The following is a 24,392-nucleotide window of genomic DNA, read 5'->3' on the forward strand; positions in this document are numbered from 1 at the left end:
ATGTCTTTGACTGTATCGGCATCCGTCTACGATGTCTCCCTCATTAAATTCCCAAAGATTCGTGACCCTCGGGGCAATCTGACGTTTATCGAGCAGGAACGGCATATCCCCTTCAAGATATCCCGCGTTTACTGGATTTACGATGTCCCCGGCGGCGAGAAACGGGGTGGGCATGCGTTTCGTGAGCAGGAGGAGGTCATCATTGCCCTGTCCGGAAGTTTTGACGTGCTGTTGGATGACGGCAAAGCTCAAAAAATCGTGCACTTGAACCGGGCATACCATGGGTTGTTTGTCCCCAAAATGATCTGGCGCCGAATGCAGAACTTTTCTACCAATGCCGTGGCCTATGTTCTGGCGAGCTGCCAGTATGATGAAAATGATTATGTGCGCGATTATGCTCAATACACACGGCTGATGCAGGAAATGTCATGAAAACGACAATACATGACTGCAAACTGGTAGAATTGCCGCAAATGTATGACCAACGAGGATCACTTACCCCCATTTCCAATCAGCAGCAGATTCCATTTGATATAGTCAGAACCTATTATCTGTACGATGTTCCAGGCGGAGAATCGCGTGGCGGCCATGCCCACAAAGAACTCCAGCAGCTGATCGTTGCGGTGATGGGGGCTTTTGATGTTGTGGTGGATGACGGACAGGAAACAAAGACCCTCCGTTTGGACCGGGCATATTATGGTCTGTATGTTCCCAAAATGATTTGGCGTGAGCTGATTAATTTTTCATCCGGAGCCAACTGCCTTGTTTTGGCCTCTCTTCCGTATGACGAGAATGAATATATCCGAAACTACAATGACTACTTGAGGATGAAGGTACAATGAACGTTCCCTTTCTCAATCTCAAGACCATCAATGCCGCACATCGCGATGAACTGATCCAGGCGGCCACCCGGGTTATTGATTCCGGATGGTACATTCGGAGCCAGGAAGTTCAGGCCTTTGAACAGGAATTCGCTGCCTATTGTGGAACCAGATACTGCATCGGCGTGGGCAATGGTCTGAGCGCCCTCACTCTCACCCTTCGCACCTGGAAAGAACTTGGCAAACCTCAATAGAAGGCGACGAGGTCATTGTCCCGGCCAACACCTATATCGCCACCATTCTGACCATCACGGCAAATCGCCTCACCCCGGTTTTGGTTGAACCGGACATTGCTACCTACAATCTTTCCCCCAGCCTGATGCGCCAGGCCATTACCTCCAGAACCAAGGTTGTCATGCCGGTCCATCTCTATGGACGACTGGCCGAGATGCCGGAGATCACGGCCATTGCCAAAGAACACGACTTGCTGATCCTGGAAGACGCAGCTCAGGCCCACGGTGCAAGTTTGCAGGGGCGCAAGGCTGGCAACTGGGGACACGCGGCAGGATTCAGTTTCTATCCTGGAAAAAATCTTGGTGCCTTGGGCGATGCAGGAGCCGTGACCACCAATGATGAAGAATTGGCAAAAACCATCCGGGCTTTGGGCAACTACGGCAGCCACAAAAAATACGAAAACCTCTACCAGGGAGTTAACAGCCGTCTTGATGAAATGCAGGCGGCCTTTTTACGGGTAAAGCTGCGCTACCTGGATGAGGAAATCAAGGCCAGACGAACGGTGGCCCGGGCCTATCTGGAAGGGATTAAGAATCCGCTTGTGAAGTTACCCGCATGGGAAGTAGAAGAGCAGCATGTTTTTCATCTGTTTGTGGTGAGATGTGAGAGACGGGATGCGTTGCAGGAGTATCTGTGGGAACGTGGGGTGCAGACATTGATTCATTATCCGGTGCCGCCACATAAGCAGGGGGCGTATGGGGAGTGGAATAATCAACAATATAAGATTTCTGAAAAAATCCATTACAAAGTTTTGAGTTTGCCGATTGGGTCTTTTCTTGATCAATATCTAGTTAAAAATCTAATTACTTGTATTAAAGAGTTTAAATAGTACAGACCGATTAATGTGATTAATTCAGATATTTTCGAATGTATGTTTTCTCTAAAAGGTTTACTGTGATGCTCAATAAAAATAACAGAAGATATATAAACAAAATTGCTTTCGTGTGTCATGAAGCTACTATGTTTATTCACTATTCAAATGTATGGAAAAAACTTGAACCAGATAGTTTTGACATAGTTTTGATAGGTCCATTATTAGAAAATAAAGACAATAATCGCGGCTTTAGACAAAAAGTTATCGAGGAAATCGGAAGCGATATTAACGTGTTCGAATTACCTGAAATACTTGAAAAGGGTTTGGCTTACAAGCATGTGGTATCTAATCATTGCATGGGAGAAACTCCGATTGAATCAATAAATAACCTGTATATATTAAAAAATATTCTGATTTCTTATAAAAATTATGCCAAATACTTATATAATAACAAAATTATTGATGATCCTGCGAAAAGAAAAAAATATAACACAACCCAATATCCTAGACCACGTGTGTATACTCCCAAGGCTGTGGGTGATAAACAAATAAGATTTATGTACGGTCCGGACATAAGCGATGGGTGGTCTTTAGGTGCTTGGAATTCAATGTACGACCTTGTCCTCTGTCATGGAGAAGCAGATGCCGAAAAAATACGAACCAAATACAACAAAAAGACCGAAATAATGGGGTATCCTAGGTACGATAGTTATTTTAGTGATGCTTGTTCACCTGAAAAAGCCAGAAAAGAGTTTGGCTTATCTGAAAATACTCCTGTAATTTATTGGATGCCAACAGTCGATGCATTTGACGATGATGTATGTTCCATCCCTTTTTACGCTGATTTATTAAGTCGTCAAAAAAAATATACCATAATTGTTCGCCCTCATCCTATCACATACCGAACGCATCCTCACTTGATAACTTTGCTGGAAGAGCACGGTTATCTTATTGATAGTGACAGTATGAGAGATACCAGCGAAATTTTTAAGATTTCTTCGGCTGTTTTGTGCGATCATGGAGGGAGCCCTTTTGGTGCATTTTATCTGCGCAAGAAGCTAATATTTTTGAAAACTCCAAAACATGAAAAAGCCAATGTTTTCAAAAATTCTTCCAATCAAGAATTAATGACATATTTCCCTATGCTTGACACAAACACTATTGATAACCTTGAATCAGTTATTGAAGATGAGAATTTATGGGAAGATATCTATTCAAAGTCGCAACCCTTTTATAAAAAAACGTATGGTAACTACTTCGGTCGTTCCGCCGATAAAGCGGCCTCAATACTCATGAGGTTAGATGATATTTTATAATTTTCTACAGAAACATAAATTTAAAATAAATCATGTATCGATTTGTATTTTAAATACAAACATACCATACAGAGAGAATATATGAAATCCATTAAACATTCACCATCAAAATCAACGTTCCAGTTTCGATTCTCTTCAAAAGCTGAAACATTAAAAAAAATCAAAGAGTTATCAAAATCTATCAATATACCGAAGTTTATTTTTTTTAATATGAAAGAGTGGAGAGAAAAACATGAAGCTATTATAGATAGAATATCTAGCCTATTTCAAGGTGAACTGATAGCAATTCGTAGTTCTGCAACATGCGAAGATGGTGCAAAAAATTCTTTTGCAGGTGCATTTACTTCTATTTTAAATGTAGACTCAAACAATAGATATTATTTAAGAGATGCAGTAGACACTGTTTTTAAATCATATCCAGATCAGCACGTAGACAATCAGGTTCTGATTCAGGAAATGGTACGAGACGTTGATGTTAGTGGTGTCATTTTAACACGTTGTGTTGACGATGGGTCGCCGTATTACGTTCTTAATTATGATGATGAAACAGGAGATACGGAATCCATTACAGGAGGAAAAGGCGTTCACAAAACAGTTTTAGTGTACCGAAACTATACTCCAGAATATTGTGACTCGAACAGAGTTTTACAAATGCTCGAACTCGCGAAATGTATCGAATCGCTTTGCGGGTTAATTCCTTTGGATATTGAGTTTGCTCTTGATAAAAAAGGGGTGATGCACCTTTTGCAAGTTCGTCGGGTAAGCACAGCTGGGGTTTGGCACCCCGATACCGAACATCGCGTTTCGCGTACTATCCCACATATGGAACGTTTTATATCAGACCTTTCAAACCGACGTAAAACTCTTTTTGGTGATTATACCCTTTTTGGCAACATGTCCGACTGGAATCCCGCAGAACTTATTGGAGTAATCCCTTCTCCGCTTGCGGCTTCCCTTTTCAGAGCGCTTATATCCGCACACGCCTGGAGTGAATCAAGAGCTCAAATGGGGTATCGACGAATACCCCATACAGAGCTTATGGTGTTGATCGGCGGGCATGCTTATATTGACATACGCGCTAGTTTTAATTCTTTTTTGCCTGAAGGTATCCCGAATAAAATTGGGGAGAAGCTGGTTGCCGCATGGCTTCAACGCCTAGCAGACAATCCATCCCTTCACGATAAAGTTGAATTCGACGTATTACATACCGTATTGGATTTTGAATTTGAAAAAAATTTTTCTCAGAGATATAGTGAAATTTTGAATAACTCTGAAAAAAAAATATACAAAGACTTACTTCGTACCTTAACGAATAAAGTTTTAGATACATCTCGTAATGGAAGTTTGAACAAAGCTCTTGCAAAAATCGAAAAACTATCTGCATTTCAATCACCTGAATATCTTGAATTTCAAACTTCAAGTCCAACCGCATTGATTTCACATATTCAAGCATTGCTGGAGGACTGTCTTTATTATGGTACCATACCATTTAGCATTATAGCTCGACATGCTTTTATTGCTGAAACTTTTCTCAGATCTGCCATTTCACGTTGTGCACTGACTGAAAAACGGGTAGCTGAATTTAAATCATCTTTTCGCACCATCATGGGAGATCTTTCTCGAGATATTCAAAGGGTGTGTCAAGGTCAAATAGACGTGGATGCTTTTCAGGAACAATATGGGCATTTACGACCGGGAACTTTTGATATTATGTCTCCATGCTATAGGGATCGTACAGATCTATTTGATAATTGCATGTATTTTGAAAATAAAAACGTACATGCAAATTTTATTCTATCAGACATAGAAAAAAAATATATAAATAATCTTTTGCGCGAAATTGGAGTCACCTTTATTGATTCTGAAAGTTTTTTTGAATATGCTAAAATAGCAATCCAAGGTCGTGAATATGCTAAATTTATTTTCAGTCGTAATTTATCTGCTATTTTGGAATCAATAGCAGATTGGGGTTGTTTTTACGGCCTTGGAAGAGAAGATCTTTCTCTCTTATCAATCTGTGATATCCTTGACACATGCCATAACTCAATACGAGGAAAAATTACTACAGAATTGATGTACAAGGTAGATCACGCGAGAATCGATCAATCATTGGCCAGAGTATTCAAACTCAGTTATCTTGTTAGAGGAGTTCGTGATATTCATGTGGTTCCAATCCATCGTTCTGAGCCAAATTTTATTACCCAGAAACAAATAGAAAGACCGATCGTTTTTTTAAGTCCTACGACTTTAGATGGTACGTCTATAAATAATTGCATTGTATGCATCGAGAATGCAGACCCTGGTTTTGATTGGATATTCACCAAAGGAATTGCCGGATTAATTACAAAATATGGCGGAGCCAACTCGCATATGGCCATTCGCTGTGCCGAATTACAATTACCTGCGGCTATTGGTTGTGGAGAAGAGCTCTTTCAAAGGTTAAAACAAGCCCGTAAAATTGACCTCAACTGTGGCAGCAAAACGATAAGAACTATTTGAGCTTATGAAAAATCTGCGAATTGGATTGTCAATGCGGATAACGGAGGCTCAAAACTATTCTGAACCTCGTGATGCTCTAGCCCATGATTGGCCTCGTTTTATGCAGCAGGTTTTACCAGAAGCAAATTGGATGCCTCTGCCTAATATAGGAATTAGGATAATTCAGCATGTTCAGGATTGGGATTTGAATGGTTTTATTCTAACAGGGGGTAATGATATACATGAATACCCCAAAAGGGATGAAACCGAACTCGCTTTGATCCGATTTGCTTTACAAAAAAACATACCGATATTTGGCGTGTGTCGTGGCTTTCAGCTTATACTTCATTTCTTTGGTAAAAAAATTTTTCGGTGCCTGACAAAAAAACATGCGGGGACGCGCCATGCGATATCTCTGTTGAAGTCCCCTTCTGAGCAAACAGAACAATCACTTATTGTTAATTCATATCATGATAATTGCGCGGAACATGTAAGCTGTTTTCGTGATCGTGACGCGCTTAAACCGTTTGCGGTAGATGATAACGAGGTAGTGGAAGGTATATATCATGAAAATCATCCTTTAGCGGGGATTATGTGGCATCCAGAGAGAGAAAATCCTGTCAATGATTATGATCAGATATTGGTCAGAAATTTATTTATCAACTCGGAGAAATATACGTGAAAGCTATTATTTTGGCAGCAGGCCGGGGGTCCAGACTTCTCTCCCTGACAGACGATCGTCCTAAGTGTTTGGTTGAGCTAGGCGGCAAGCCATTACTCCATTGGCAAATTGAAGCCCTTAAAGGGGCGGGTATTGATGATATTTTAGTTGTCCGCGGGTATTGCAAAGAGCAACTTGTTGGTAATTTTGAGACGGCAGAAAATTTAAGATGGAATGAAACGAACATGGTTACCAGTCTTATGGCCGCCAGAGAGTGGCTACAAACGGAGCCCTGTATTGTTTCTTATTCGGATATTATCTATCCGTCCGATGCAGTGAAGACGTTGGTTGAATTCGAATCTGAAAGGCTTTCTATTTTATATGATCCAAACTGGTTAAGTCTTTGGAAAAAAAGATTTAGCGACCCATTGAGTGATGCCGAAAGCTTTGTAGCACATGACGGTGTACTGACTGATATCGGAAGAACAAACGTGAAACTTTCAGAAATTAAAGGTCAATATATGGGCCTTTTAAAATTTACACCTGATGCATCTAGCAGTGTATTTGACCTTTTGGATAAAGATCAAAAATTTTCGGATACATTAGATATGACTACGTTACTCAGATTACTCATCGAAAAAGGCAAAATCGTTATGGCTGTACCATGGCAAGGAACGTGGTGTGAGGTGGATAGTCAAGAAGACTTGAAGGTAGCTGAAGCCTTGTTTAGGGAGGAAGATTTATGATAGTTTGGCTTGTGGGACTATCCGGTTCAGGGAAGACTACCATCGGGCAAGAACTCTATCAAATTTGGAAAAAAAAATCTCCCAATACTGTTATGCTGGATGGAGATGATGTAAGAAGTATTTTTCAGCATGATACAAAATCGGCTAACTATACTATAGAGGGACGTCTTATCAATGCTAAACGTATGGTGGAAATATGTGCAATATTGGACAGACAAAAAATAAATGTAATCTGCTGTATACTGTGCATTTTTGACCAACTTATGCTGGAAAACAGGAAAAAGTTTCACAAATACTTTCAAGTTTATATTGATACTGACATAGAGGTATTGAAGAAACGCGACACTAAAGGTCTATACGGCAGGGCTCTGCGTGGCCAAGAAAAGAACGTGGTAGGCCTGGATATAAATTTTTCACCACCAAGTAAATCAGACTTGGTGCTCAGCACTGCCCCCGGAGCTCCAGACCCAGAGACTTTGGCCCGACAAATCCTCAACTCTGCAGGTATTGTGATATGAGTACAGAATATTTATATTCCCAAGGTAACCTTCTTGAAGATCGTCATACCTATCAATATAGTCAGTATATGGGATATGATTTTCTCAAAAGCTGGAAGGAAAGCCGAAATATGGTAGCTGTTGAATTTGGAACTCCGTTACCTCCTCCTACGCCGCAATACCCATATCAACCTCTATCTACACCCATTAGGACAACACAAAGGCTTGAAGAACTAATGGCTGGCTTGATGCAAGGAATGTTTGAGGAACTGAGGCAGGAACTTGGAATATGGGTTAAAAAATTCGAAGTCAGCAAGAGACTGTTTGATACGTATGATAGTGACTTTAAACCCGTTACAAAAGATAAATATGACGACTTAAGCAATTATCTCAGATACGCAGAGATCATGGAGTTTGCCTACAGGCAAAATGCAGATCTACCTTACCTGAATGTATTGTTAAAAGTAATCGACACGCTGATTGCGTACAGTAAATATCTCCTCCCGGAGAATCAAGCAAGACTGGCTTGGTTGATCAAAAGAGAAATCTATCATGTTGGTGCACTTGCTGATAAAAATGGACTGAAAATATGACACTTGAAGACACGATAATCATTACAGCTGACACAGCTCGTTCTAAAGCCTACACCCAAGCAATGATTGAGAACGGCATTAAGATTAAAGGAGGCATCTTTTTTGAAGCTAGCGGCCCCAAAACTGGACAGACAAAAAAGATTCCAGAGAGGGAGTGGCCTGGTTCTCCGGTATATCTTCCTGATCTAAGCCTAAACCTTGAACAAAGCCTGCATGAAGCTTGTAAAACAGTCAAAACGGTGACAGCAACGCATATCAATGATGCTCCTATATCTGAAGCGATCACAGAGCTAAAACCAGAATTAATAATTTATTCCGGTTACGGAAGTCAGATAGTAGGAGAACACCTCATAAACGGTTCAGCACCCTTCCTACACATACATTCTGGGTGGTTGCCGGATTTCAGGGGGTCTACAACCACGTATTTTCATTTGCTGGCTACTCGCAATTGCGGTGTATCAGCCATACTTCTGGAAAAAGAAATCGATACAGGACCAATTCTCGCCAGGAAATCGTACCCCAAACCTCCAAAAAATATTGACATTGATTACTTATACGACTGCGCTATCCGGGCTGATCTCTTATGCCAAGTGCTCCTTCACTACGGGAATCATCATGTTTTGCCCCAAGTAATCCCGCAACAACCCGATAAAGGGAATACTTATTATGTAATTCATCCTGTTTTGAAACATATAGCAATTCTTACTTTGGATTAAAAAAGGTTGGTTCTTCGACGTTTTGTGTGGAATTCATGTAGCAGGATCAGTCGACTGGTTCCATGTTGTCCAGCTTTTCACCAAGGCCGCCGATGATGTCCGGAAACTTGAGGGCAGACAGACAAAGCTTCCAGATCACACCCGTTGGGCCGTACTCAAAGGCGCTGAGAAAAAACGCACGCAAAACCAGGAGAATGCTCTTCTTGAGCTCGTTGAACAGGGCTTTGCTACAGCCAAGGCCTACCGCGTCAAAGAACTTTTACGCTTGATTCGTCGGGCTGAATCAAGGCAGGCTGCCAAGTGGCGCATTACCCATTTTCTCAAGCATGCAACTGAGTATACCGCTGATTGTCCACTTCTGGAGCCAGTAAGAAATGCCTTGGCCAGTTTTGAGAGGCACATGCCACGCATCCTCCATCGTTGGCATTCCCTGCACACCAATGCAAGGCTCGAAGGCTTCAATGGCCTGTTCCAAGCGGCAAGGGCCAGAGCCCGAGGTTACCGAAACGTGGAGAACTTTATCACCATGGCCTACCTGATTGCGGCTCCGATTCAGATCCTGGTTGCTACATGAATTCCACACAAAACGTCGAAGAACCAATTAAATTTGCAGGGTCACTGCGTTGTGGCTCCACCTTAAAATTTGCTATCAACCCAGAATTACAATAATATTTCCCCTTGATTCTCAAGTTGTTTTAAACAAGCATATCGTCATAAAAACGACATTTTTTTGACGACTTTTACAGCACACATCACGAGGAGACTTTCGTGCATCTTCGCAAACGGGTTTTGGTCACCGGCGGTGCCGGTTTTTTAGGTTCGCATCTCTGTGAACGATTACTTGCCAAAGGTTATGAGGTACTTTGCGTGGACAATTTCTTCACCAGCTCACGCAGTAATATAGAACATCTCCTGCCCAACCCACGCTTTGAAATCATCCGTCACGACATCACCTTCCCCCTCTATCTGGAAGTAGATGAAATCTATAATCTGGCCTGCCCTGCCTCGCCCATCCATTATCAATTCGATCCCGTCCAGACCACCAAGACCTGTATTCACGGCGCCATCAACATGCTTGGCTTAGCCAAACGGGTCAAAGCGAAAATTTTTCAAGCCTCCACCAGCGAAGTGTATGGTGATCCAACCATACACCCCCAAACAGAGGATTATTGGGGGCACGTCAATCCTATTGGTCTCAGATCATGTTACGATGAAGGCAAAAGATGTGCTGAATCCCTCTTCTTCTCCTACCAACGCCAACACGGCCTTGATATTCGTGTAGGACGCCTCTTCAATACCTATGGCCCTCGAATGCATCCCAACGACGGCCGGGTTGTCTCCAACTTCATCATGCAAGCCCTGCAAAACAGGCCCATTACCATCTACGGCGATGGCTCTCAGACCAGATCTTTTTGTTATGTAGACGATCTGATCAAACTGATGGTTCTGTTCATGGAAGATGAGTCCGGATTTTGCGGTCCTTTGAACATGGGTAACCCTAGGGAATTCACCATTCTGGACCTAGCGCAGCAGGTCGTGAAGATGACAGAAAGTTCATCGGAAATATCATTTAAACAGCTGCCAACAGATGATCCGAAACAAAGGAAGCCTGATATCGCCATAGCCAGAGAACGTTACGGATGGGAGCCACAATTTCGATTGCATGAAGGACTTGCGCAGACAATCTCGTATTTTAGAAAACTTCTGGAAAACGACGATTACCAATAGGATGCTCCTTGGCCGCGGGTTTGCCTGGCCGGGGATGCCGGCCTCCATGAGTCCCTCATGGAGGCCACATCCATGATTTCAAATTCTCCCCGGGGAGAAGGGTGTATGGATCGAGCAATATCCACCACGGAATTGTCGGAAAAATAGAGGCCAGAGATGGCAAAATTGGATTTAGGCTGCTTTGATTTTTTCCTTGATACTGCGCACGTTTCCCTGCGCATCAAAATCCACCACCCCACACCTATGGGGATCGTTCACCCAATACCCGAAAACAATGCCGCCTTTTTCCAACTGGATACATCTTTAAAGTACCGCCTGAACCCCCTGCCCGTAAGCATCCACCCGTTTGGGGGCCACTTCAAACGAGGTCGTCGGTACCTCTACCGATATCCTCTCCCATGAAGATTCATCATTGTGTCCCAAGCCATTGTTCGTACAGGGTGACAAGTCCGGATTCATCATGGGCCCGTGCCCATGCCTGCAGACTTCTCGCCCGGGAAATCATTTTGGTTCTTTGGTGCTTATCCTTATTCTTGGCCAGGAAAGCCAAAAAGTTCTTGGCATAATCATACAAAAGATCGTCGTGGCAGCGTTGACTGCTTTTTTGAAGAAGAAAATACGCCTTTTCGGACGGACACAGGCGAACCCGCAACCAACGCAGCTGGTTGGCGGCAGCGTGGTCTCCCTGCTGTTCCCGTAACCGTGCCAGTCGTTCATACCCGTCTTCCCAAAGGGGTTCCTTGTGGAGCAGGGCAGTCAGGGCATCACTATCCATCCCGTGTGCCTCCTTCTCAAGGGTCGATCTCCGCTCTTTGGGCAACGTCGCATAATGCATTAACCAGGAAGTGAGGTTCAGGCAAAAGCCATCGTTGCGAACAAGAACATGCAGATCAGGGTACAAATCATGGCCATGTCGGCGCGAAAGAAGCGCGGCATTGACGGTGTCACAATCGAATCGTCCCGGGGTTTGGCTTGTCAAATGAACAAAACAGCTCTCCGGTATGCATCGCAATGTTTTTCCGTGCGCCCGGAGTTCAAAGCATAAATCCAGGTCCTCAAACCCGTTTGCATACCCTTCGAAAAACGACCCGCACCGTAGAAACTCTCCACGATCAATAAAAAAAGCGGCTCCTGTAATCGCCTGAAGCTCTCTTTCCTGATAAACGACCGGATGATCCTTGGGAAAATATTCATAGAGATGTTTAACCGTTCCTCCCGGAGCAAAAGTGACCCCCAGATGCTGGACCCGTTCGGAATCCGGATAGACCAGCAAGGGACTCACAGCACCCAGACGATCATCTTTTCCCATGGATTCCAGTAAAGGCTCGAGCCATCCCTTCTTGGCAATGGTGTCGTTATTTAAAAAAAACAAATACTTGGCAGAGGCTTGCCGAGCTCCCTGATTGCAGGCAGGCCCGAAGTTGCGATTTTCTTCGTTTCGGATGTAGGTAAATCTTTGGCCAAAGAGATGTGTCCCCAGTTTGGGACATTGCGACATGGTAGCATCGCTGGATCCATTATCCACAACAATGATCTCGATATCGGATCGCAAAATCGTCTTCTGCAGACTGACAAGGCAATCACAGGTCAGATGCCATTGATTAAACACGGGAATAATAATGGAAACCGCATAGGACATACACTCCCCCCGATAGGTACAAGTTACATGATCGTCCCGATATCGTCAGCCAACATACGCAAACGGGATTGATAGTTTTCTCCCAAACGGGGAACCAAATAATCGTGCTCAAGAACTGCGGGCCCGCTCCATCATTCCGCTTATGGTACGCGCCGTTCCATGATACCGGTGTCGGGCAACCAGCTCGTGATCCACGATCACCACCCAGCCCTTTTCTGCTGAACGAGTGGACAACCACACATCCACCCCATAGCCGACATGGTTGTCTCCCATGTCCAATCCGCCAATCTCTTGCAAACAGTCCAGGGAGATCAAAGGAGCGATGCCATCTACATAACCGATCCGCGTGAACCCTTGTCCAACGGATTGAACCATGTGAGGGTGATAGGGATTCGTGGTAAATGATGGAGAATAGACCCCCACAGGTCCACAATGTTTCTCAACATGCAACATGCGGTTCCAGACACGATGAATGAAAGGGGCAGGCGACACAAACAGGATATCATCGTTCAAAAACCACAGGTGCGTATAACCCTTATGCACAACATGCTGAACACAATAATCAAGGCCACCGGCCCAGAACAGGTTGCACTTTATCCGCAAATCGGCCTTGGCGTATGGCTGAGGGGCATTGTTGTCTACGACCATAATGTCCTGACCATACCCCGGGATCTGCATCAAGGAGTTGCTTGTGAAGCCTAGCGGTTATGCCTGGATCCCCGTAATGAAGGATAACAGTCGCCAATCGATACGGCTTCTTCATGACCGAAGCTCCTCTATCCAGCGTTCCAGTTCATCCTGTTGACGAACCTTGTTATAGGCCATGGCCGTCTCTCTTCCCGCATGCACTATGGCCTCAATCTGCGCATGCTTTTCCAGCACGCCAAGAACCATCTCTTCCACACCCCTGGCCAGGCCAAGCACTTCACCATCAGGATAGAACCGTCCATTGTCTTTCCAGGCAACCGGTCGCACCGCAAAGGGGGGTGCATACCGTTCCGATCCTGTCTGACGCATGTAATCCCATCCCCCCAAACCGGTAAAACCCAGAGGAATGGTGCCACAGGCCATGGCCTCAAGGGGAGGCAAGGGGCAGCCCTCGGGAAATCCCGTGACAAGAAACAAATGACAGGTGCGCAGGAGAGCAGCAACCTCGGATCTTGGTTTTCCCTGAATGCCCACCCACTGGATCTGTGCGGACACATCCGGTCGCCGTTCGCCAACAATACGCTGCACCTGGTTGACAAGGCGACTGTTCTTTCGAGGCATGTACGCGATACGAACGGACGGGGTCCGGGGCTTTCGCGCAGGGGGATGGAAAAGCGTTTCATCGATGTAGGGCCGAACAATGCAGGGACGATTTCCCAGCACCTCTTCCATAAACAGGGCCACAGGATGGGAAACAGCCAGAAACTCCACGGGCAGGTCATGCCAGCGTACGTTTTCAGGTAATCCATCAAAGAGATAGGCCCAGTTCTGGCAATAGAGCACACTTCGGGCTTTAGTCTGGAAGCCAAGGGACAAGGCATTGACCCAGCCATCAGGTACCAGCCAGACAGCATCTGGACCAAGATGCAGATCCTTGCAAAGACACCAGACAAGTCCCCTGGCCGAAAGTTCTTTCGCCAAAGGGGCATCAGGAGGCTCCCAGAATCCGAGCAAGGTCTCGACCCCCAGATCCAGGGAGTTCCCAGCCAGCTGCAAAAGCACTTCGGTTCCCCCGCTCTTCCTGCCAAGGGGAGGATAAAAAATGCACAATCGTTTCATTATTATCCTGCAACCGGTTTCATGCCATTTATCGAAAACGACCATATGCCCCTGCAACGCGAGGAACAACGTCTCATAACCATATGGAAGAGTCTGACTTCCCCTTCCCGGTCATAATACGCCAACCATGACTACAGGGATGCATTCACCATCTGAATCAGCGTCTGCATCCGGTGTACATAGGTGTGCTCGGAAGCTATCCGCATTCTGGCTGCCTTGATGATATTGCGCCGTTTGCCCTCATCTTCGAGATAGCGCTGAATCAATGGACCGATCTCATCGGTGGAGTCGAAGCAAACCACCTCTTTTCCCCTGTCAAAAAGATCATCCAGCTGTCTGCGTGCGTCAGTGAGCACAAATCCTCCGGAAGCAGGAACATCAAAAACCCGCTGGGTAACGGCCCCGGCCATCTGCATGCTGGAACAGGCAAAATTGATCGCGCTCATGCCATAGAGCCTGAACACCTCCTCGCCGTAAGCAACAGGAGGATGGGCTTCGAAATGCTCTTCAGGAAGCAATCGTTTCCAATATCTGTCCCCCACAATCAACGGACGAAAAGGGAGTATCTTCTCCACACAGTTGATCCGATACAGCCTGTTGGCCTGCCAGTACACCAAATGCCAAAATCCGTTTTGCCCATTGGGTGGAAGGGTCAGAGCCTGTTTGTAAATATCGGGAAAACGAGTTTGGATGAAACCGATCCCGTCTCCAGGTTGTTGATCAACCAATGCCCGTGCAACCCCGAGAGCCTGGCGCACAAGAACGCGGGGAAAAAAATGGTTCTTGTGACATACCGCTATCTTACCCGTCCAGGTATCACCGGCAAAGGAAACCTTGCGGGCATGGGTCGTGGTTACGGGCTTGAAGGTATTGGTGTCAGCGGCCAAAGGAAGCACATGGGTAACACAGGGTACCCATCGTCGCACCTTGGCCGGTCCATCCGGATCACAGGTAAAAAAAATCGTCTTGTCAGGATAGCTGGACTCGCAACCAAGACAGAACAGCTCGGGATTGTCCACAAACCAGACCACTAAAGGAATTCCAGCCGTATTGAGAAACTCGGCCACCACCCCGTCCTTGTCCAGACCAAGCCCGTTGACCGTCAGAACCATGTGAGGCTTGTACTGTGCAATGGCCTTGAGGAGTCGGGGCAGGAACAGCTCGCAGTCGCGTCCGTCAGGCAGCCTGCCCGGCTGAAAGTTCAGAAAGGGACACTGCAGTTTTGTCAATGCACTTGGAATCTCACGGGAAAGATAATAGCCCATATTGATGAACAAAATCCTGGGCATACTTCCCTGGCGACTGGCAACCCGCCTTCGCCCTCTTTGCACTCTGGTTTCCACTGATGTTGCGTCCGTTCCTGTTCGTGATGCCTGTACCCATCCCCAGTTGTGACCGGATTGTGTTGCAAAAGAAAACAAGCCAACATCACTCGCCCAATGGGGCCTGGGCTGCCAAAATCCTGAGTGATCCTTTGGATAAACCATTGAAATGCAATTCCCGGTCCTACGACAACAGCTCGTGGCGGTGTGCATGAACACGTTCCAGCAGCCCAAAAAAGGCCACCTCTTCCGCTACGGAACAGGTGGCCTTTTGGCATCATAAACGATCACGACAGCCTATTTCATGTTTTCCAGATCCCTGGCCCTGATATCGGCGCGCTTGATCTTGCCGCTGATGGTCTTGGGCAGGTCGGTGACGTATTCGATGACACGGGGATATTTGTAGGGAGCAGTCACTTTTTTGACGTAATTCTGCAATTCCCTGGTCAACGTTTCAGAGGGCTCAAACCCGGGAGCAAGCACAATGGTGGCCTTGACCGCCTGGCCGCGCAAGGGATCGGGCAGCCCGGTCACAGCAGCCTCCACCACGGCATCATGGGCAACCAGAGCGCTTTCCACCTCAAAAGGTCCGATGCGATACCCCGAACTTTTGATCACATCGTCCACACGGCCCATGAACCAGAAATACCCGTCTTCATCCATCCAGGCCTTGTCTCCGGTGCGGTAATACCCGTTGCGGGTGGCATCTGCGGTTTTCTCGGGTTCCTTGAGATAGCCATCCATGAGACCAAAGGGTTTGCCCTCTTTGATCTTCACGCAGATCTCCCCTTCCACGCCAGGAGGACAGACATTGTCTTCGCTGTCCAGAAGCACAATATCCCATCCGGGTACCGGTTTTCCAATGGACCCGGGTTTGGGTTTCATGCACGGGAACGTGGCGATCTGCAGGGAGGTCTCTGTCTGACCATACCCCTCGTAAATGGGCAACCCCACCAGTTCTTCCCAGGTATGAAAAACCGAATAGTTCAGCAACTCGCCTGCAGTGGTGCAATGGCGCAATGCCGAAAGGTCATAAGCGGCCAGATCCTCGCGAATCAAAAATCTGTACACCGTGGGGGGAGCGCAAAAGGAGGTCACCTTGTTTTGGGAGATGGCGGTCAAGAGATTGCTGGGGGAAAACTTCCCTCTGAAATCATAAACAAAAACAATGGCATCCGCCATCCACTGGCCATAGAATTTGCCCCAGACTGCCTTTCCCCAGCCGGTGTCGGCCACGGTCAGATGGATATCTCCGGGTTCAAGATCGTGCCAATACACCCCGGTCATCACATGCCCCAGGGGATAGGTATGGGTGTGTTCCACCATTTTCGGCGGACCTGTTGTGCCTGAAGAAAAAAAGATGAGCAGCGGATCATCACCGTCAGCGCAATCATCAGGCCGGGAAAATTGATCCGAACCCTGAGCCACAAACGGCTCATACAGCTCCCACCCAGGAGCCGCTGCATCCCCTCCCACCTGCACGTACAACCTGATTCCTGCACAATCCTTCCTGGCCGCATCAACTCTGGAGACAATGGAATCTTCCACGATCATGCATTTGACATTGGCCACATTGACCCGCTGAACAATATCATGGGTGGTCAGCAGAGAAGGAGTTGGTATGGCCACTGCACCCAGCTTGTGCAGGGCGAGCATGGCCACCCAGAACTCCACCCGGCGGTAGAGGATGAGCATGACGGTGTCGCCCTTGCCAATGCCCTGCCCCTTGAGGCTGTTGGCCAGTCTTGAGGACTCCCTGGCAAAAAAATCAAACGTATATTCCCGACGCACGCCGTGATCATCCAGATGGATCATGGCTTTTTGTTGGGGTGATGCAGCTGCCTTGGCGTCAACCACGTCAAAGGCAAAGTTGAAATGTTCTGGAGCGATCTGTTGGTATGTCTCCATAAAGTGTTCATAGGATGTAGGCCGTACTTTGGTGATCACGCTGGATTCTCCCTGTTCTTGATAATGTTCATCTGGTTACCCATGTCATAACTACACAACATGAAAAGGGAATTCTCGTAAGATACCAAGCCTTCAGACTCGTGGCATCAAACAAGAATTCCCTAGATAATCACATCGAGAAATTCCGCGTTGGCCTCACCCAGTGCGCGCAGAGCATGGGGCGTGGTGGAATCAAAATAAAAACTGTCCCCCGGTTCCATGACAAAAACCTTGTCCCCGAGATGGATCTCCAGTTTGCCCTTGAGCATGTAAATGAATTCCTGCCCCTCGTGATGGCTGTAATTGAGGCTGTTCACATCCTTGGGCGGTACCTTGATGTAGAAAGGCTCCATCTTCCTGCCCACAAACCGGTAGGCAAGACTCTTGTAATCGTAATCCTTGCGCCGTTCCACAGACAATCCATTGCCGGCCTTGACCATGGAATAGTTGTGCAGATGGGCCTCATTCCCGGATATGAGCACGGTCAAATCCACATGGTAGGCCTGGGCCACCCGAAACAGATAGCTCACCGGAATTTCCACCTCGCCGGACTCATATGTTTCCACCTCGTCAACCCCAACGCCCAAATCACCGGCCATGGCTTCCGTAGACAGCTCCATGGCGTCCCTCAGCCCCCGGAGGCGGGGCGCTATCTCCTTGTAAATGGGAGTCGCTTCTTCCATCAAACATCTCCTTGCCAGTTAGCGTATGTTCTGCGCACAAAAATGCATGGAAACACCTGGAACATGGCTGTTCCCCGGTTCCATTTCCTGCAAGGATCAGATCATTGCCCATCCGGAAAGGGAAATCAAGCCTGTTCCACAAGGTACATACTCCATCATGGTGGTCACCATGACAATGGGGTTCGGGTAAACGGAAGAAAAGGTTCGGTGAAAAACATCCTTCTTTTCCTTGACGTGGTCCTGCCACCCCGGGAGATGTTTGCCCATAAAAAAGGACCGGGAAACCTTCCCGATCCGGCTCATCAGTCTTGAAATGCATACAGGGGGAACTCAGACAACAATGACGGAATTTTCACTGTCCCCATAGGGAGTGGCCACGAACTTGTCCGCCTCGCAGTCGTTTTCCCATTCCTTTTCGTCCACGAGATAGCGAAACTGATATTCACGACCGATTTCAAGGTTCACGCACACCTTGAAACTGCCGTTCTTCAGTCTGGTCATGGGAGTTGCGCTGGCGTCCCAATTGTTGAAATCCCCCACCAGATTCACCTGCTTTGCATTGGGGGCCACGTCTGCAGCAACCCTGAAGGTCACTTTGCATACCGGCTTGGTCTTGAGATATTTTTTCTGAATACTCATGGGTGTATCTCCTTGGCGGAATTCAGATGATGAAAGCGTTTGCAAGGGATGCCTGCTCAACGCCAAAAAGCAGGCTGGTTGCCATATGGACCATGATGGCCACCGCGCACATCACCCGCTGGCCATCATGATTTCGAGGACCGGGCGGCTGGGGCGTGTTGCACAACGGTATCGTCAAGACCCAGCGACCTATAGAGTTGGGTATAGATCCGGGCCGATTGTTCCCAGGAAAAATCAGCCCGCATGCCATTGGCGCACAGGGCGTTCCAGGCCATCTTGTTCCGCCAAACAGCAAGGGCCTGTCGTATCCCGGCCAGAAAACTTTCGGGAGAGGATTCTGCAAAGGTGAACCCTGTTGCCCCCGGATTGGGGTGGGAAACAATGGTATCGCTCAATCCTCCCACATCGGTAGCTACAGGCGGGGTTCCGTAACGGAGGCTGTAAAGCTGGGTCAGACCACAGGGTTCATACCGCGAAGGCATCAAGAAAATATCTGATCCAGCCTGGATCTGATGGGCGAGCTCCTCGGTATACCCCACATGGGCACACAGCCGGCCGGGATATTTTTCAACCAGATCCAAAAGCCTGGCTTCATGGGCTGGCTTGCCTTCGCCCAGGACAACAACAGCCACCTGCTCCTTCATCAGCCTGTCCATGATATCGAGTAGCAGATCAATGCCCTTTTGCCCCCGGAGTCGCCCGATAAATCCGAGCACCGGCCGGTTTCTCAAAGCGGGATCAATGCCCATGATCTGGATCAGCTTGTTCTTGCAGGCCTGTTTGCCAGCCATGTTTCCGGCGTCATAGGTCTGCTCGAGAAATTTGTCTCGCGAAGGATCCCACACGGTATAGTCCACCCCGTTCAGAACCCCGACCAGATCGCGTTTCCTCTGGGCAAGAACACCCTCCAGACCGCACCCGAACTTGGCCGTGACGATCTCCCGGGCATAGGTCGGACTGACCGTGGTAATCAAATCGGCATACACAATGCCGGCCTTGAGCAGATTGAAACTGTCGTAGTATTCAACCCCATCCATGTTCCAGGCCTCGTGGGGAAGGCCGCTGTCCCAGAAAAGACGGTTGGAAAACCTGCCCTGAAAGGCCAGATTATGGATGGTCATCACTGTACGCACACGGGACCAGAAGGGATTGCCCTTGCGCCAATAATACACAAAGGCCGCAGCAAGAGCAGCATGCCAGTCATGCACATGAACGACACGAACGGGAAACTTGAGATGCTCCATGGCCGAAAGGGCTGCCCGGCAAAAAAAGATAAAACGCTCGCAATTGTCAAAGTAGTCGCCCTTGGCCGTGCAATAATAATGACGCCGATCAAAATATTCACCCCGGGAGATGAAATAGACCGGCACGCCCTTGTAATCCGCCTCATAAATATCTGCGGTGGTCGTGGGCCAGGGATACCCCACCGGACAATCCTCGTAGACCAGACGCAGGGGATATGAGGCCGTGGACAACCGGCCATAAAGAGGAGTCATGACGGCTGTGGGAACCCCCATGCGGTGCAGCGTCAGGGGAAGAATACCCATGACATCGGCCAACCCCCCGGATTTGGAAAAGGGATACACCTCGGAGGCGATAAACACGAGCCGTGGCGGCTCCGTATCGAGCATGCGCGATAGCTCCTCACATTTTGTTTGATGCCACCATGGTCGACAAACACGGGCACATCATACTTGTCAGGTCGGGAAAAATGCTCCACACACCATCCATTCGCCGGGATGAACCCCAACGGTCTGATACGCCCTGTACCTGGGACAGATCACCCGCATGGAGACAACCGTGATGTGACATAGCCCCCATCCCGCGTGCGGGCATGATCACCAACACGGATTCCCGCTTGCAGCCAAGCCGTTGGCACAGAACATCATCAGCACAAACAGATCACAGCGACCATGAACACTGATAAACGATTCATCCTTGTCCATCAGGGAGCCCTTGGCGATTTTCTCATGACGTGGCCGGTTCTCGCCAGCCTGCGCAAGGCACTGCCCACATCCGCATTGTTCTGGGCGGGATCCTCGGCTCGCCTCCCCCTGCTCCATCCGCTGGACATCACCTATGCTTCGCCCGCCTTGTTGCGAACCGTACGCCTGCTGCACCTGGGCGATGTTGGCTCTTCGGGGCTGGTGGACGCCAATGACTTGATAATTTGGTTTGTTTTAAGGGAAAAACCAGCTCTGATCAAGCATGAAAACATTTTTTTTCTTCACGGCATGGACAAGGGAACATGTTGTCCCCCGTGGAAGATGTTTGCCCGGGGATTGACACAACACAACATTCCCTTTGACCCGCAGTGGCAGACAACTTTTCAGACCATGTTTCCCCGTCAGGTCCGGCAGGGCGACAAAAGGATTTTGCTTTTTCCCGGATCAGGAAATCCAGCCAAGAACTGGCCTCTGGTTCAATTTCTTGAACTGGCCGACTGGCTGCAGAATCAGGGATGGCATCCCATTATGGTCCTTGGTCCGGTTGAACAGGAAACCGGTCTGGCCTTGCCGGAGACCATGGAGCGCGCCTGTCCCGAAACCATCCATGAACTCATCGCCCTTCTTCAGCAAGCCGTATATGTTATAGGTAATGATTCCGGCCCCATGCACCTGGCCGGATACATGGGCATACGCGGATTGAGCATCTTTGGTCCCACCTCGCCCGAACAATGGGGCCCCCTGGGAATGGACGTCCTGAGCCTGCGCCTGGCATGCAGCCCCTGCACCCGAACGGCCAGAATTGTCTGCCCCGATCCCGTGTGCATCCACAATATCACCCTGGACCAGGTCATCGCCAGAATCAGGCCGGCCCTTGCCCGTCTGTTCCAGGCCCCATAAACAAAACCGGGTCATGAGTTACCCATTCTCATGACCCGGCTTTGACAAAAAGAGGAAGTGCTCTTTACATTGCAACCGTCAGGCCACTTTTCCCTTTTGTGCCCAAAAAAATAAAAATTAATTATATTACAGCATGTTGCATGACGCCATATCCTTCACCCTTTGAGCTCTTGTCCGAGCGAAAGGTACAATAATTTGTACCGGCCCTGTCTCCCGGCCAGAAGGGTTCAATTTTTTATACCGGCCTGAACCTCCGGCTGCCATAAGTTCAGATGTCATCCCCGGCAGCCCCGGATCAATCAGTCCAAAGCTATCAGGCGACCCCTTAGCCTCCGTTGTCCACAACAGTGATCCCGCGTGCCCTGAATCGTGACAGGTCAATGGCTCCCTGGCGAAGGACCCGCACCCGGGACGGTGCCAGTACCTCGATCAACGTGGATGGATCTCCCCCGCCGGCAAAAGGCTGATCTTCAACCACGCTGTCCACCCGTGATCTGAGCCCGGGATCAAGATCTTCCAATCGGGTCGGTCCCGGCTGGCCGCTGGGATTGGCCGAAGTGGCCACAAGAGGTGCGTTGGCCAGGCAGCACAAGGCCTGGGCCACGGGATGGGGCGTCCATCTGATGGAAGTGCGTTTGTAGTCATCCATGACTTGGGAGGGAAACACGCCCTTCATGGTCACCAATACCGACAATGGACCCGGCCAGAATGCCCGGACAATGGAAGTGATGGCGTCATCAACCCGGGTAAAACGCATATATTGCTCCCATGTCCCCACAATCAGGGGAAGGGGTTTGGCCGCATCCCGGTTTTTGGCGTGAAACACCCTGTCCACGGCGTCCTGGTTGTTGCCAAGACAGCCCAGGGCATACAGGGTTTCCGTGGGATAGATCACGATCCCGCCCGACTTGATAATCCGTGCCGCCTGCAGTAACGATTTGCTCATGCTTGCTTCCTGATTGCCCTGGTGAGCAAAAAATGCCTCCCCTTGATCGTGGGACCTGGGAACGGATGCTTCACAACTGGGCATTTTTTGCTCATACAATTTATAACATACTGTTTTTTCAAATATAAAATTAACATTTTTCCCTGGCAGACTATTTGCTTGATGCAGGCAAACACAGGAGAAGACCATGAAAATACAAACCGAACAACTCCAGCACCTTGTTGACAAGCAGACATCCAAGGTGTCCGGACGCAAGGATACCGCTGGGTTTGATGATCTTCTGGCCAGGGAAATGCAGGAAAAGGGTTCACAGGCCGCCACCAAGGCCACAGAGCCCCAGGCAACCCAGGCAACAGCACCCCCTTCTTCCGGGATTCTCGGACTGCATTCCCTGTTTGCTACCCAGCAGGTCAATCCTTCTGTCAGTCACCAGGAGCTCATGAATACCATGGACGGCGTCTTGAACCAACTGGATCAGTATGCGGCAAAACTGGGCTCTCCGGACGTCAGCCTGCGCAGTGTCTATGAGGAACTCCAGGGCGTCGGCCAACAGATGGATCAATTGCGCCAAACCATGCAGGCCCAGGGAACTTCTTCGCCGGAACTTGATGCCCTGTATTCGGAAATGGAAATTCTGGCGACCACGGAAACCTTCAAGCTCAATCGGGGCGACTACTCCGCTGGTTGACCCCAAAGCAGGAAAGGCCGGAACAAGGGAGAACGGAAGCCACAATCCGTTTCTCCCCACAGGGCACCTTGTGCAGGTTCGCCCTTGTCCGGCCTTTCTCTTGTTTTTCCTTTTACGTTTCGGGTATTGCCCGGACCAGCCCCGCCAGGGCGGTCCATGCGCTTTGGCACTTGATCTCCCTCCTGGTCCCTGAAAAATGCCCGCAAACGGCCCATGCCCGTCCCTGGACCGACCAGCCGATCCAGACCGTGCCCACAGGCTTGTCCGGAGATCCTCCCGAAGGCCCGGCAATGCCCGAAAGGGCCACTCCCACATCCGCGCCCGTTACCCGGCACACCCCCCGGACCATGTCCAGAACGCAGGGCTGACTGACTGCGCCATGGGTTTGAAGAATCCGCCCATCCACCCCCAAAAGCCGCATTTTGAGATCATTGCTGTAAGATATGATCCCCCCCAGATACCAGTGAGAACTGCCGGCCACATTGGTGAGTTCATGGCCCACCAGCCCGCCGGTACAGGATTCGGCCGTGGCCATCATCCATTTTCTGGCTTCCAGCCTCTCACCCAGCTCGGCCACAAGGGATTGCATGGTTTGATCGTGCATGATCTCCTCCCGATGCCTTTCACGCAAAAAGTTTGGGAATGCCCGTCCAGAGCATGACCCCGCCAAGCCCCATCTTGACGATCAGCCCGAAAACCTTGCCCCACATGGCCCCCACTGCGGCCTTGCTGGCAAGGTCGAAACGCATGCCCCCCAGAAGTTCCAGACCCAGACTGCCCAGATACGCCCCCACAAAGGAACCCGGAATGGCCCCGGCGCCCAGGAAAAAGGGAGCACCCAGGATGGCCCCCACAAAGGCCCCGAGCATGGCTCCGACATTTCCCTTTTTCGTGCCCCCGGAGCGTTTGCCACTCCAGAAAAGGGCCATATATTCAAGCCCCTCGCCCACCAGGGCCAGGCAGGTGAGCACTGTGAAAAACATCCATCCCATGTCGGCACCCGGGTGCAACCATTTCCACAGGCCCAAAAGGACCAGGATGCACCAATTGCCGGGCAGACCCAGAAAATGGGTGCAAAAACTCAGCACCAGAAGGACAACAAACAAAACAGCCAGAATCAATGGATGCTCCCGAGGCGGAAAAGCCCATGCATGAAGCGGAATGCACCTGCGCCAGGAACAAGGACGGGTGCTTCCGCAAGGAGGTCAAACCGGACGTGGAACAAGATTGTCATATCGCGAGAAAGGGTCG

The 24,392-nt window shown here is 48.7% G+C and carries 26 protein-coding genes and 1 pseudogene; 16 read left to right on the top strand and 11 right to left on the bottom strand.

Annotated features, from left to right (window positions below; all coding sequences use genetic code 11):
• The 13 genes and pseudogenes from DPF_RS10505 to DPF_RS10560 all read left to right on the top strand — a co-directional run bounded on the left by DPF_RS10505 (position 1) and on the right by DPF_RS10560 (position 10,664).
• Positions 1 to 432 carry a sugar 3,4-ketoisomerase gene (locus tag DPF_RS10505; protein ID WP_069859612.1) on the top strand — a complete coding sequence of 144 codons (432 nt, stop codon included), beginning with the start codon at positions 1 to 3 and terminating at the stop codon, positions 430 to 432.
• Positions 429 to 842, top strand: a complete 414-nt coding sequence (locus DPF_RS10510) for a sugar 3,4-ketoisomerase (protein WP_069859613.1) — start codon at positions 429 to 431, stop codon at positions 840 to 842. The genes DPF_RS10505 and DPF_RS10510 overlap by 4 nt, the downstream gene beginning before the upstream one ends.
• Positions 839 to 1,075, top strand: a complete 237-nt coding sequence (locus DPF_RS14400) for a DegT/DnrJ/EryC1/StrS family aminotransferase (RefSeq protein WP_218069984.1) — start codon at positions 839 to 841, stop codon at positions 1,073 to 1,075. The genes DPF_RS10510 and DPF_RS14400 overlap by 4 nt, the downstream gene beginning before the upstream one ends.
• Positions 982 to 1,944, top strand: a complete 963-nt coding sequence (locus DPF_RS10515) for a DegT/DnrJ/EryC1/StrS family aminotransferase (RefSeq protein ID WP_218069985.1) — start codon at positions 982 to 984, stop codon at positions 1,942 to 1,944. The genes DPF_RS14400 and DPF_RS10515 overlap by 94 nt, the downstream gene beginning before the upstream one ends.
• Positions 1,945 to 2,012: 68 nt before the next feature.
• Positions 2,013 to 3,245: a CDP-glycerol glycerophosphotransferase family protein gene (locus DPF_RS10520; RefSeq protein WP_069859614.1), complete on the top strand. Its 1,233-nt coding sequence runs from the start codon at positions 2,013 to 2,015 to the stop codon at positions 3,243 to 3,245.
• Between the two features lie 81 nt (positions 3,246 to 3,326).
• Positions 3,327 to 5,744, top strand: coding sequence for a PEP/pyruvate-binding domain-containing protein (locus tag DPF_RS10525; RefSeq protein WP_069859615.1), 2,418 nt, complete (start codon positions 3,327 to 3,329; stop codon positions 5,742 to 5,744).
• A 4-nt stretch (positions 5,745 to 5,748) separates the two neighbouring features.
• Positions 5,749 to 6,405, top strand: coding sequence for a gamma-glutamyl-gamma-aminobutyrate hydrolase family protein (locus DPF_RS10530; RefSeq protein ID WP_083254645.1), 657 nt, complete (start codon positions 5,749 to 5,751; stop codon positions 6,403 to 6,405).
• Entirely contained in the window at positions 6,402 to 7,130 is a 729-nt protein-coding gene (locus tag DPF_RS10535; RefSeq protein ID WP_069859617.1) for a phosphocholine cytidylyltransferase family protein, read from the top strand. Before DPF_RS10530 ends, DPF_RS10535 begins: the two co-directional genes overlap by 4 nt.
• Complete coding sequence (locus DPF_RS10540) at positions 7,127 to 7,648, top strand: adenylyl-sulfate kinase (RefSeq protein ID WP_069859618.1); 522 nt, start codon at positions 7,127 to 7,129, stop codon at positions 7,646 to 7,648. Before DPF_RS10535 ends, DPF_RS10540 begins: the two co-directional genes overlap by 4 nt.
• A complete protein-coding gene (locus DPF_RS10545; protein ID WP_069859619.1) occupies positions 7,645 to 8,220 on the top strand; it encodes a hypothetical protein in 576 nt (191 codons plus the stop codon). Before DPF_RS10540 ends, DPF_RS10545 begins: the two co-directional genes overlap by 4 nt.
• Positions 8,217 to 8,936, top strand: coding sequence for a formyltransferase family protein (locus DPF_RS10550; RefSeq protein WP_069859620.1), 720 nt, complete (start codon positions 8,217 to 8,219; stop codon positions 8,934 to 8,936). The genes DPF_RS10545 and DPF_RS10550 overlap by 4 nt, the downstream gene beginning before the upstream one ends.
• Positions 8,937 to 8,970: 34 nt before the next feature.
• Positions 8,971 to 9,510 (top strand): annotated as a pseudogene (locus tag DPF_RS10555) (transposase); the annotation flags it as partial.
• A 194-nt stretch (positions 9,511 to 9,704) separates the two neighbouring features.
• Positions 9,705 to 10,664: a UDP-glucuronic acid decarboxylase family protein gene (locus DPF_RS10560; protein ID WP_069859621.1), complete on the top strand. Its 960-nt coding sequence runs from the start codon at positions 9,705 to 9,707 to the stop codon at positions 10,662 to 10,664.
• 409 nt (positions 10,665 to 11,073) lie between these two features.
• Here the strand turns inward: DPF_RS10560 and DPF_RS10565 are convergent, their stop codons facing one another.
• The 6 genes from DPF_RS10565 to DPF_RS10590 form a co-directional block, all read right to left on the bottom strand.
• Positions 11,074 to 12,303, bottom strand: coding sequence for a glycosyltransferase family 2 protein (locus DPF_RS10565; RefSeq protein WP_069859622.1), 1,230 nt, complete (start codon positions 12,301 to 12,303; stop codon positions 11,074 to 11,076).
• A gap of 108 nt (positions 12,304 to 12,411) precedes the next feature.
• Complete coding sequence (locus DPF_RS10570; RefSeq protein WP_141721113.1) at positions 12,412 to 12,951, bottom strand: glycosyltransferase family 2 protein; 540 nt, start codon at positions 12,949 to 12,951, stop codon at positions 12,412 to 12,414.
• Positions 12,952 to 13,062: 111 nt separating this feature from the next.
• Entirely contained in the window at positions 13,063 to 14,070 is a 1,008-nt protein-coding gene (locus tag DPF_RS10575) for a glycosyltransferase (protein WP_069859623.1), read from the bottom strand.
• 131 nt (positions 14,071 to 14,201) lie between these two features.
• The gene (locus DPF_RS10580; protein WP_069859624.1) at positions 14,202 to 15,359 is read right to left on the bottom strand and encodes a CgeB family protein; all 1,158 of its coding nucleotides are present in this window, start codon (positions 15,357 to 15,359) and stop codon (positions 14,202 to 14,204) included.
• A 330-nt stretch (positions 15,360 to 15,689) separates the two neighbouring features.
• Complete coding sequence (locus tag DPF_RS10585) at positions 15,690 to 17,300, bottom strand: AMP-binding protein (RefSeq protein WP_069859802.1); 1,611 nt, start codon at positions 17,298 to 17,300, stop codon at positions 15,690 to 15,692.
• A 161-nt stretch (positions 17,301 to 17,461) separates the two neighbouring features.
• Positions 17,462 to 18,022 (bottom strand): helix-turn-helix domain-containing protein, encoded by a 561-nt coding sequence (locus DPF_RS10590; RefSeq protein ID WP_069859625.1) that lies wholly within the window; start codon positions 18,020 to 18,022, stop codon positions 17,462 to 17,464.
• Positions 18,023 to 18,068: 46 nt separating this feature from the next.
• On the opposite strand from DPF_RS10590, the gene DPF_RS14115 reads away from it, so the two are divergent.
• A complete protein-coding gene (locus DPF_RS14115) occupies positions 18,069 to 18,212 on the top strand; it encodes a hypothetical protein (RefSeq protein WP_176724239.1) in 144 nt (47 codons plus the stop codon).
• Between the two features lie 140 nt (positions 18,213 to 18,352).
• Here the strand turns inward: DPF_RS14115 and DPF_RS10600 are convergent, their stop codons facing one another.
• On the bottom strand, positions 18,353 to 18,661 hold the full coding sequence (locus tag DPF_RS10600; RefSeq protein ID WP_069859627.1) for an isoamylase early set domain-containing protein: 309 nt from the start codon (positions 18,659 to 18,661) through the stop codon (positions 18,353 to 18,355).
• 125 nt (positions 18,662 to 18,786) lie between these two features.
• On the bottom strand, positions 18,787 to 20,292 hold the full coding sequence (glgA, locus tag DPF_RS10605) for a glycogen synthase GlgA (protein WP_069859628.1): 1,506 nt from the start codon (positions 20,290 to 20,292) through the stop codon (positions 18,787 to 18,789).
• 282 nt (positions 20,293 to 20,574) lie between these two features.
• Between glgA and DPF_RS10610 the strand changes: the two genes are divergently transcribed.
• Positions 20,575 to 21,507: a glycosyltransferase family 9 protein gene (locus tag DPF_RS10610; protein ID WP_069859629.1), complete on the top strand. Its 933-nt coding sequence runs from the start codon at positions 20,575 to 20,577 to the stop codon at positions 21,505 to 21,507.
• A gap of 325 nt (positions 21,508 to 21,832) precedes the next feature.
• Here the strand turns inward: DPF_RS10610 and DPF_RS10615 are convergent, their stop codons facing one another.
• Complete coding sequence (locus DPF_RS10615) at positions 21,833 to 22,453, bottom strand: L-threonylcarbamoyladenylate synthase (RefSeq protein WP_069859803.1); 621 nt, start codon at positions 22,451 to 22,453, stop codon at positions 21,833 to 21,835.
• Positions 22,454 to 22,640: 187 nt separating this feature from the next.
• Here DPF_RS10615 and DPF_RS10620 point away from each other — a divergent pair, with 187 nt between their 5' ends.
• Positions 22,641 to 23,141 (top strand): hypothetical protein, encoded by a 501-nt coding sequence (locus DPF_RS10620; protein ID WP_069859630.1) that lies wholly within the window; start codon positions 22,641 to 22,643, stop codon positions 23,139 to 23,141.
• A 112-nt stretch (positions 23,142 to 23,253) separates the two neighbouring features.
• Here the strand turns inward: DPF_RS10620 and DPF_RS10625 are convergent, their stop codons facing one another.
• A complete protein-coding gene (locus DPF_RS10625; protein WP_069859631.1) occupies positions 23,254 to 23,745 on the bottom strand; it encodes a CinA family protein in 492 nt (163 codons plus the stop codon).
• 19 nt (positions 23,746 to 23,764) lie between these two features.
• Positions 23,765 to 24,262, bottom strand: coding sequence for a DUF456 domain-containing protein (locus tag DPF_RS10630; RefSeq protein WP_069859632.1), 498 nt, complete (start codon positions 24,260 to 24,262; stop codon positions 23,765 to 23,767).
• Between the last annotated feature and the right edge of the window lie 130 nt (positions 24,263 to 24,392).

This window comes from Desulfoplanes formicivorans (assembly GCF_001748225.1).
GTDB lineage: Bacteria > Desulfobacterota > Desulfovibrionia > Desulfovibrionales > Desulfomicrobiaceae > Desulfoplanes > Desulfoplanes formicivorans.

Excerpts from the sequence above, each read along its gene's own strand:
- DPF_RS10580 (WP_069859624.1), bottom strand. The coding sequence starts at position 15,359 with ATGCCCAGGATTTTGTTCATCAATATGGGCTATTATCTTTCCCGTGAG.
- DPF_RS14115 (WP_176724239.1), top strand. The coding sequence starts at position 18,069 with ATGGAAACACCTGGAACATGGCTGTTCCCCGGTTCCATTTCCTGCAAG.
- DPF_RS10550 (WP_069859620.1), top strand. The coding sequence starts at position 8,217 with ATGACACTTGAAGACACGATAATCATTACAGCTGACACAGCTCGTTCT.
- DPF_RS10565 (WP_069859622.1), bottom strand. The coding sequence starts at position 12,303 with ATGTCCTATGCGGTTTCCATTATTATTCCCGTGTTTAATCAATGGCAT.
- DPF_RS10620 (WP_069859630.1), top strand. The coding sequence starts at position 22,641 with ATGAAAATACAAACCGAACAACTCCAGCACCTTGTTGACAAGCAGACA.
- DPF_RS10540 (WP_069859618.1), top strand. The coding sequence starts at position 7,127 with ATGATAGTTTGGCTTGTGGGACTATCCGGTTCAGGGAAGACTACCATC.
- DPF_RS10570 (WP_141721113.1), bottom strand. The coding sequence starts at position 12,951 with ATGGTCGTAGACAACAATGCCCCTCAGCCATACGCCAAGGCCGATTTG.
- DPF_RS10520 (WP_069859614.1), top strand. The coding sequence starts at position 2,013 with ATGCTCAATAAAAATAACAGAAGATATATAAACAAAATTGCTTTCGTG.
- DPF_RS10590 (WP_069859625.1), bottom strand. The coding sequence starts at position 18,022 with ATGGAAGAAGCGACTCCCATTTACAAGGAGATAGCGCCCCGCCTCCGG.
- DPF_RS10625 (WP_069859631.1), bottom strand. The coding sequence starts at position 23,745 with ATGCACGATCAAACCATGCAATCCCTTGTGGCCGAGCTGGGTGAGAGG.
- DPF_RS10610 (WP_069859629.1), top strand. The coding sequence starts at position 20,575 with ATGAACACTGATAAACGATTCATCCTTGTCCATCAGGGAGCCCTTGGC.
- DPF_RS10600 (WP_069859627.1), bottom strand. The coding sequence starts at position 18,661 with ATGAGTATTCAGAAAAAATATCTCAAGACCAAGCCGGTATGCAAAGTG.
- DPF_RS10525 (WP_069859615.1), top strand. The coding sequence starts at position 3,327 with ATGAAATCCATTAAACATTCACCATCAAAATCAACGTTCCAGTTTCGA.
- DPF_RS10585 (WP_069859802.1), bottom strand. The coding sequence starts at position 17,300 with ATGGAGACATACCAACAGATCGCTCCAGAACATTTCAACTTTGCCTTT.
- DPF_RS10615 (WP_069859803.1), bottom strand. The coding sequence starts at position 22,453 with ATGAGCAAATCGTTACTGCAGGCGGCACGGATTATCAAGTCGGGCGGG.
- DPF_RS14400 (WP_218069984.1), top strand. The coding sequence starts at position 839 with ATGAACGTTCCCTTTCTCAATCTCAAGACCATCAATGCCGCACATCGC.
- DPF_RS10505 (WP_069859612.1), top strand. The coding sequence starts at position 1 with ATGTCTTTGACTGTATCGGCATCCGTCTACGATGTCTCCCTCATTAAA.
- DPF_RS10530 (WP_083254645.1), top strand. The coding sequence starts at position 5,749 with ATGAAAAATCTGCGAATTGGATTGTCAATGCGGATAACGGAGGCTCAA.
- DPF_RS10545 (WP_069859619.1), top strand. The coding sequence starts at position 7,645 with ATGAGTACAGAATATTTATATTCCCAAGGTAACCTTCTTGAAGATCGT.
- DPF_RS10575 (WP_069859623.1), bottom strand. The coding sequence starts at position 14,070 with ATGAAACGATTGTGCATTTTTTATCCTCCCCTTGGCAGGAAGAGCGGG.
- DPF_RS10510 (WP_069859613.1), top strand. The coding sequence starts at position 429 with ATGAAAACGACAATACATGACTGCAAACTGGTAGAATTGCCGCAAATG.
- glgA (WP_069859628.1), bottom strand. The coding sequence starts at position 20,292 with ATGCTCGATACGGAGCCGCCACGGCTCGTGTTTATCGCCTCCGAGGTG.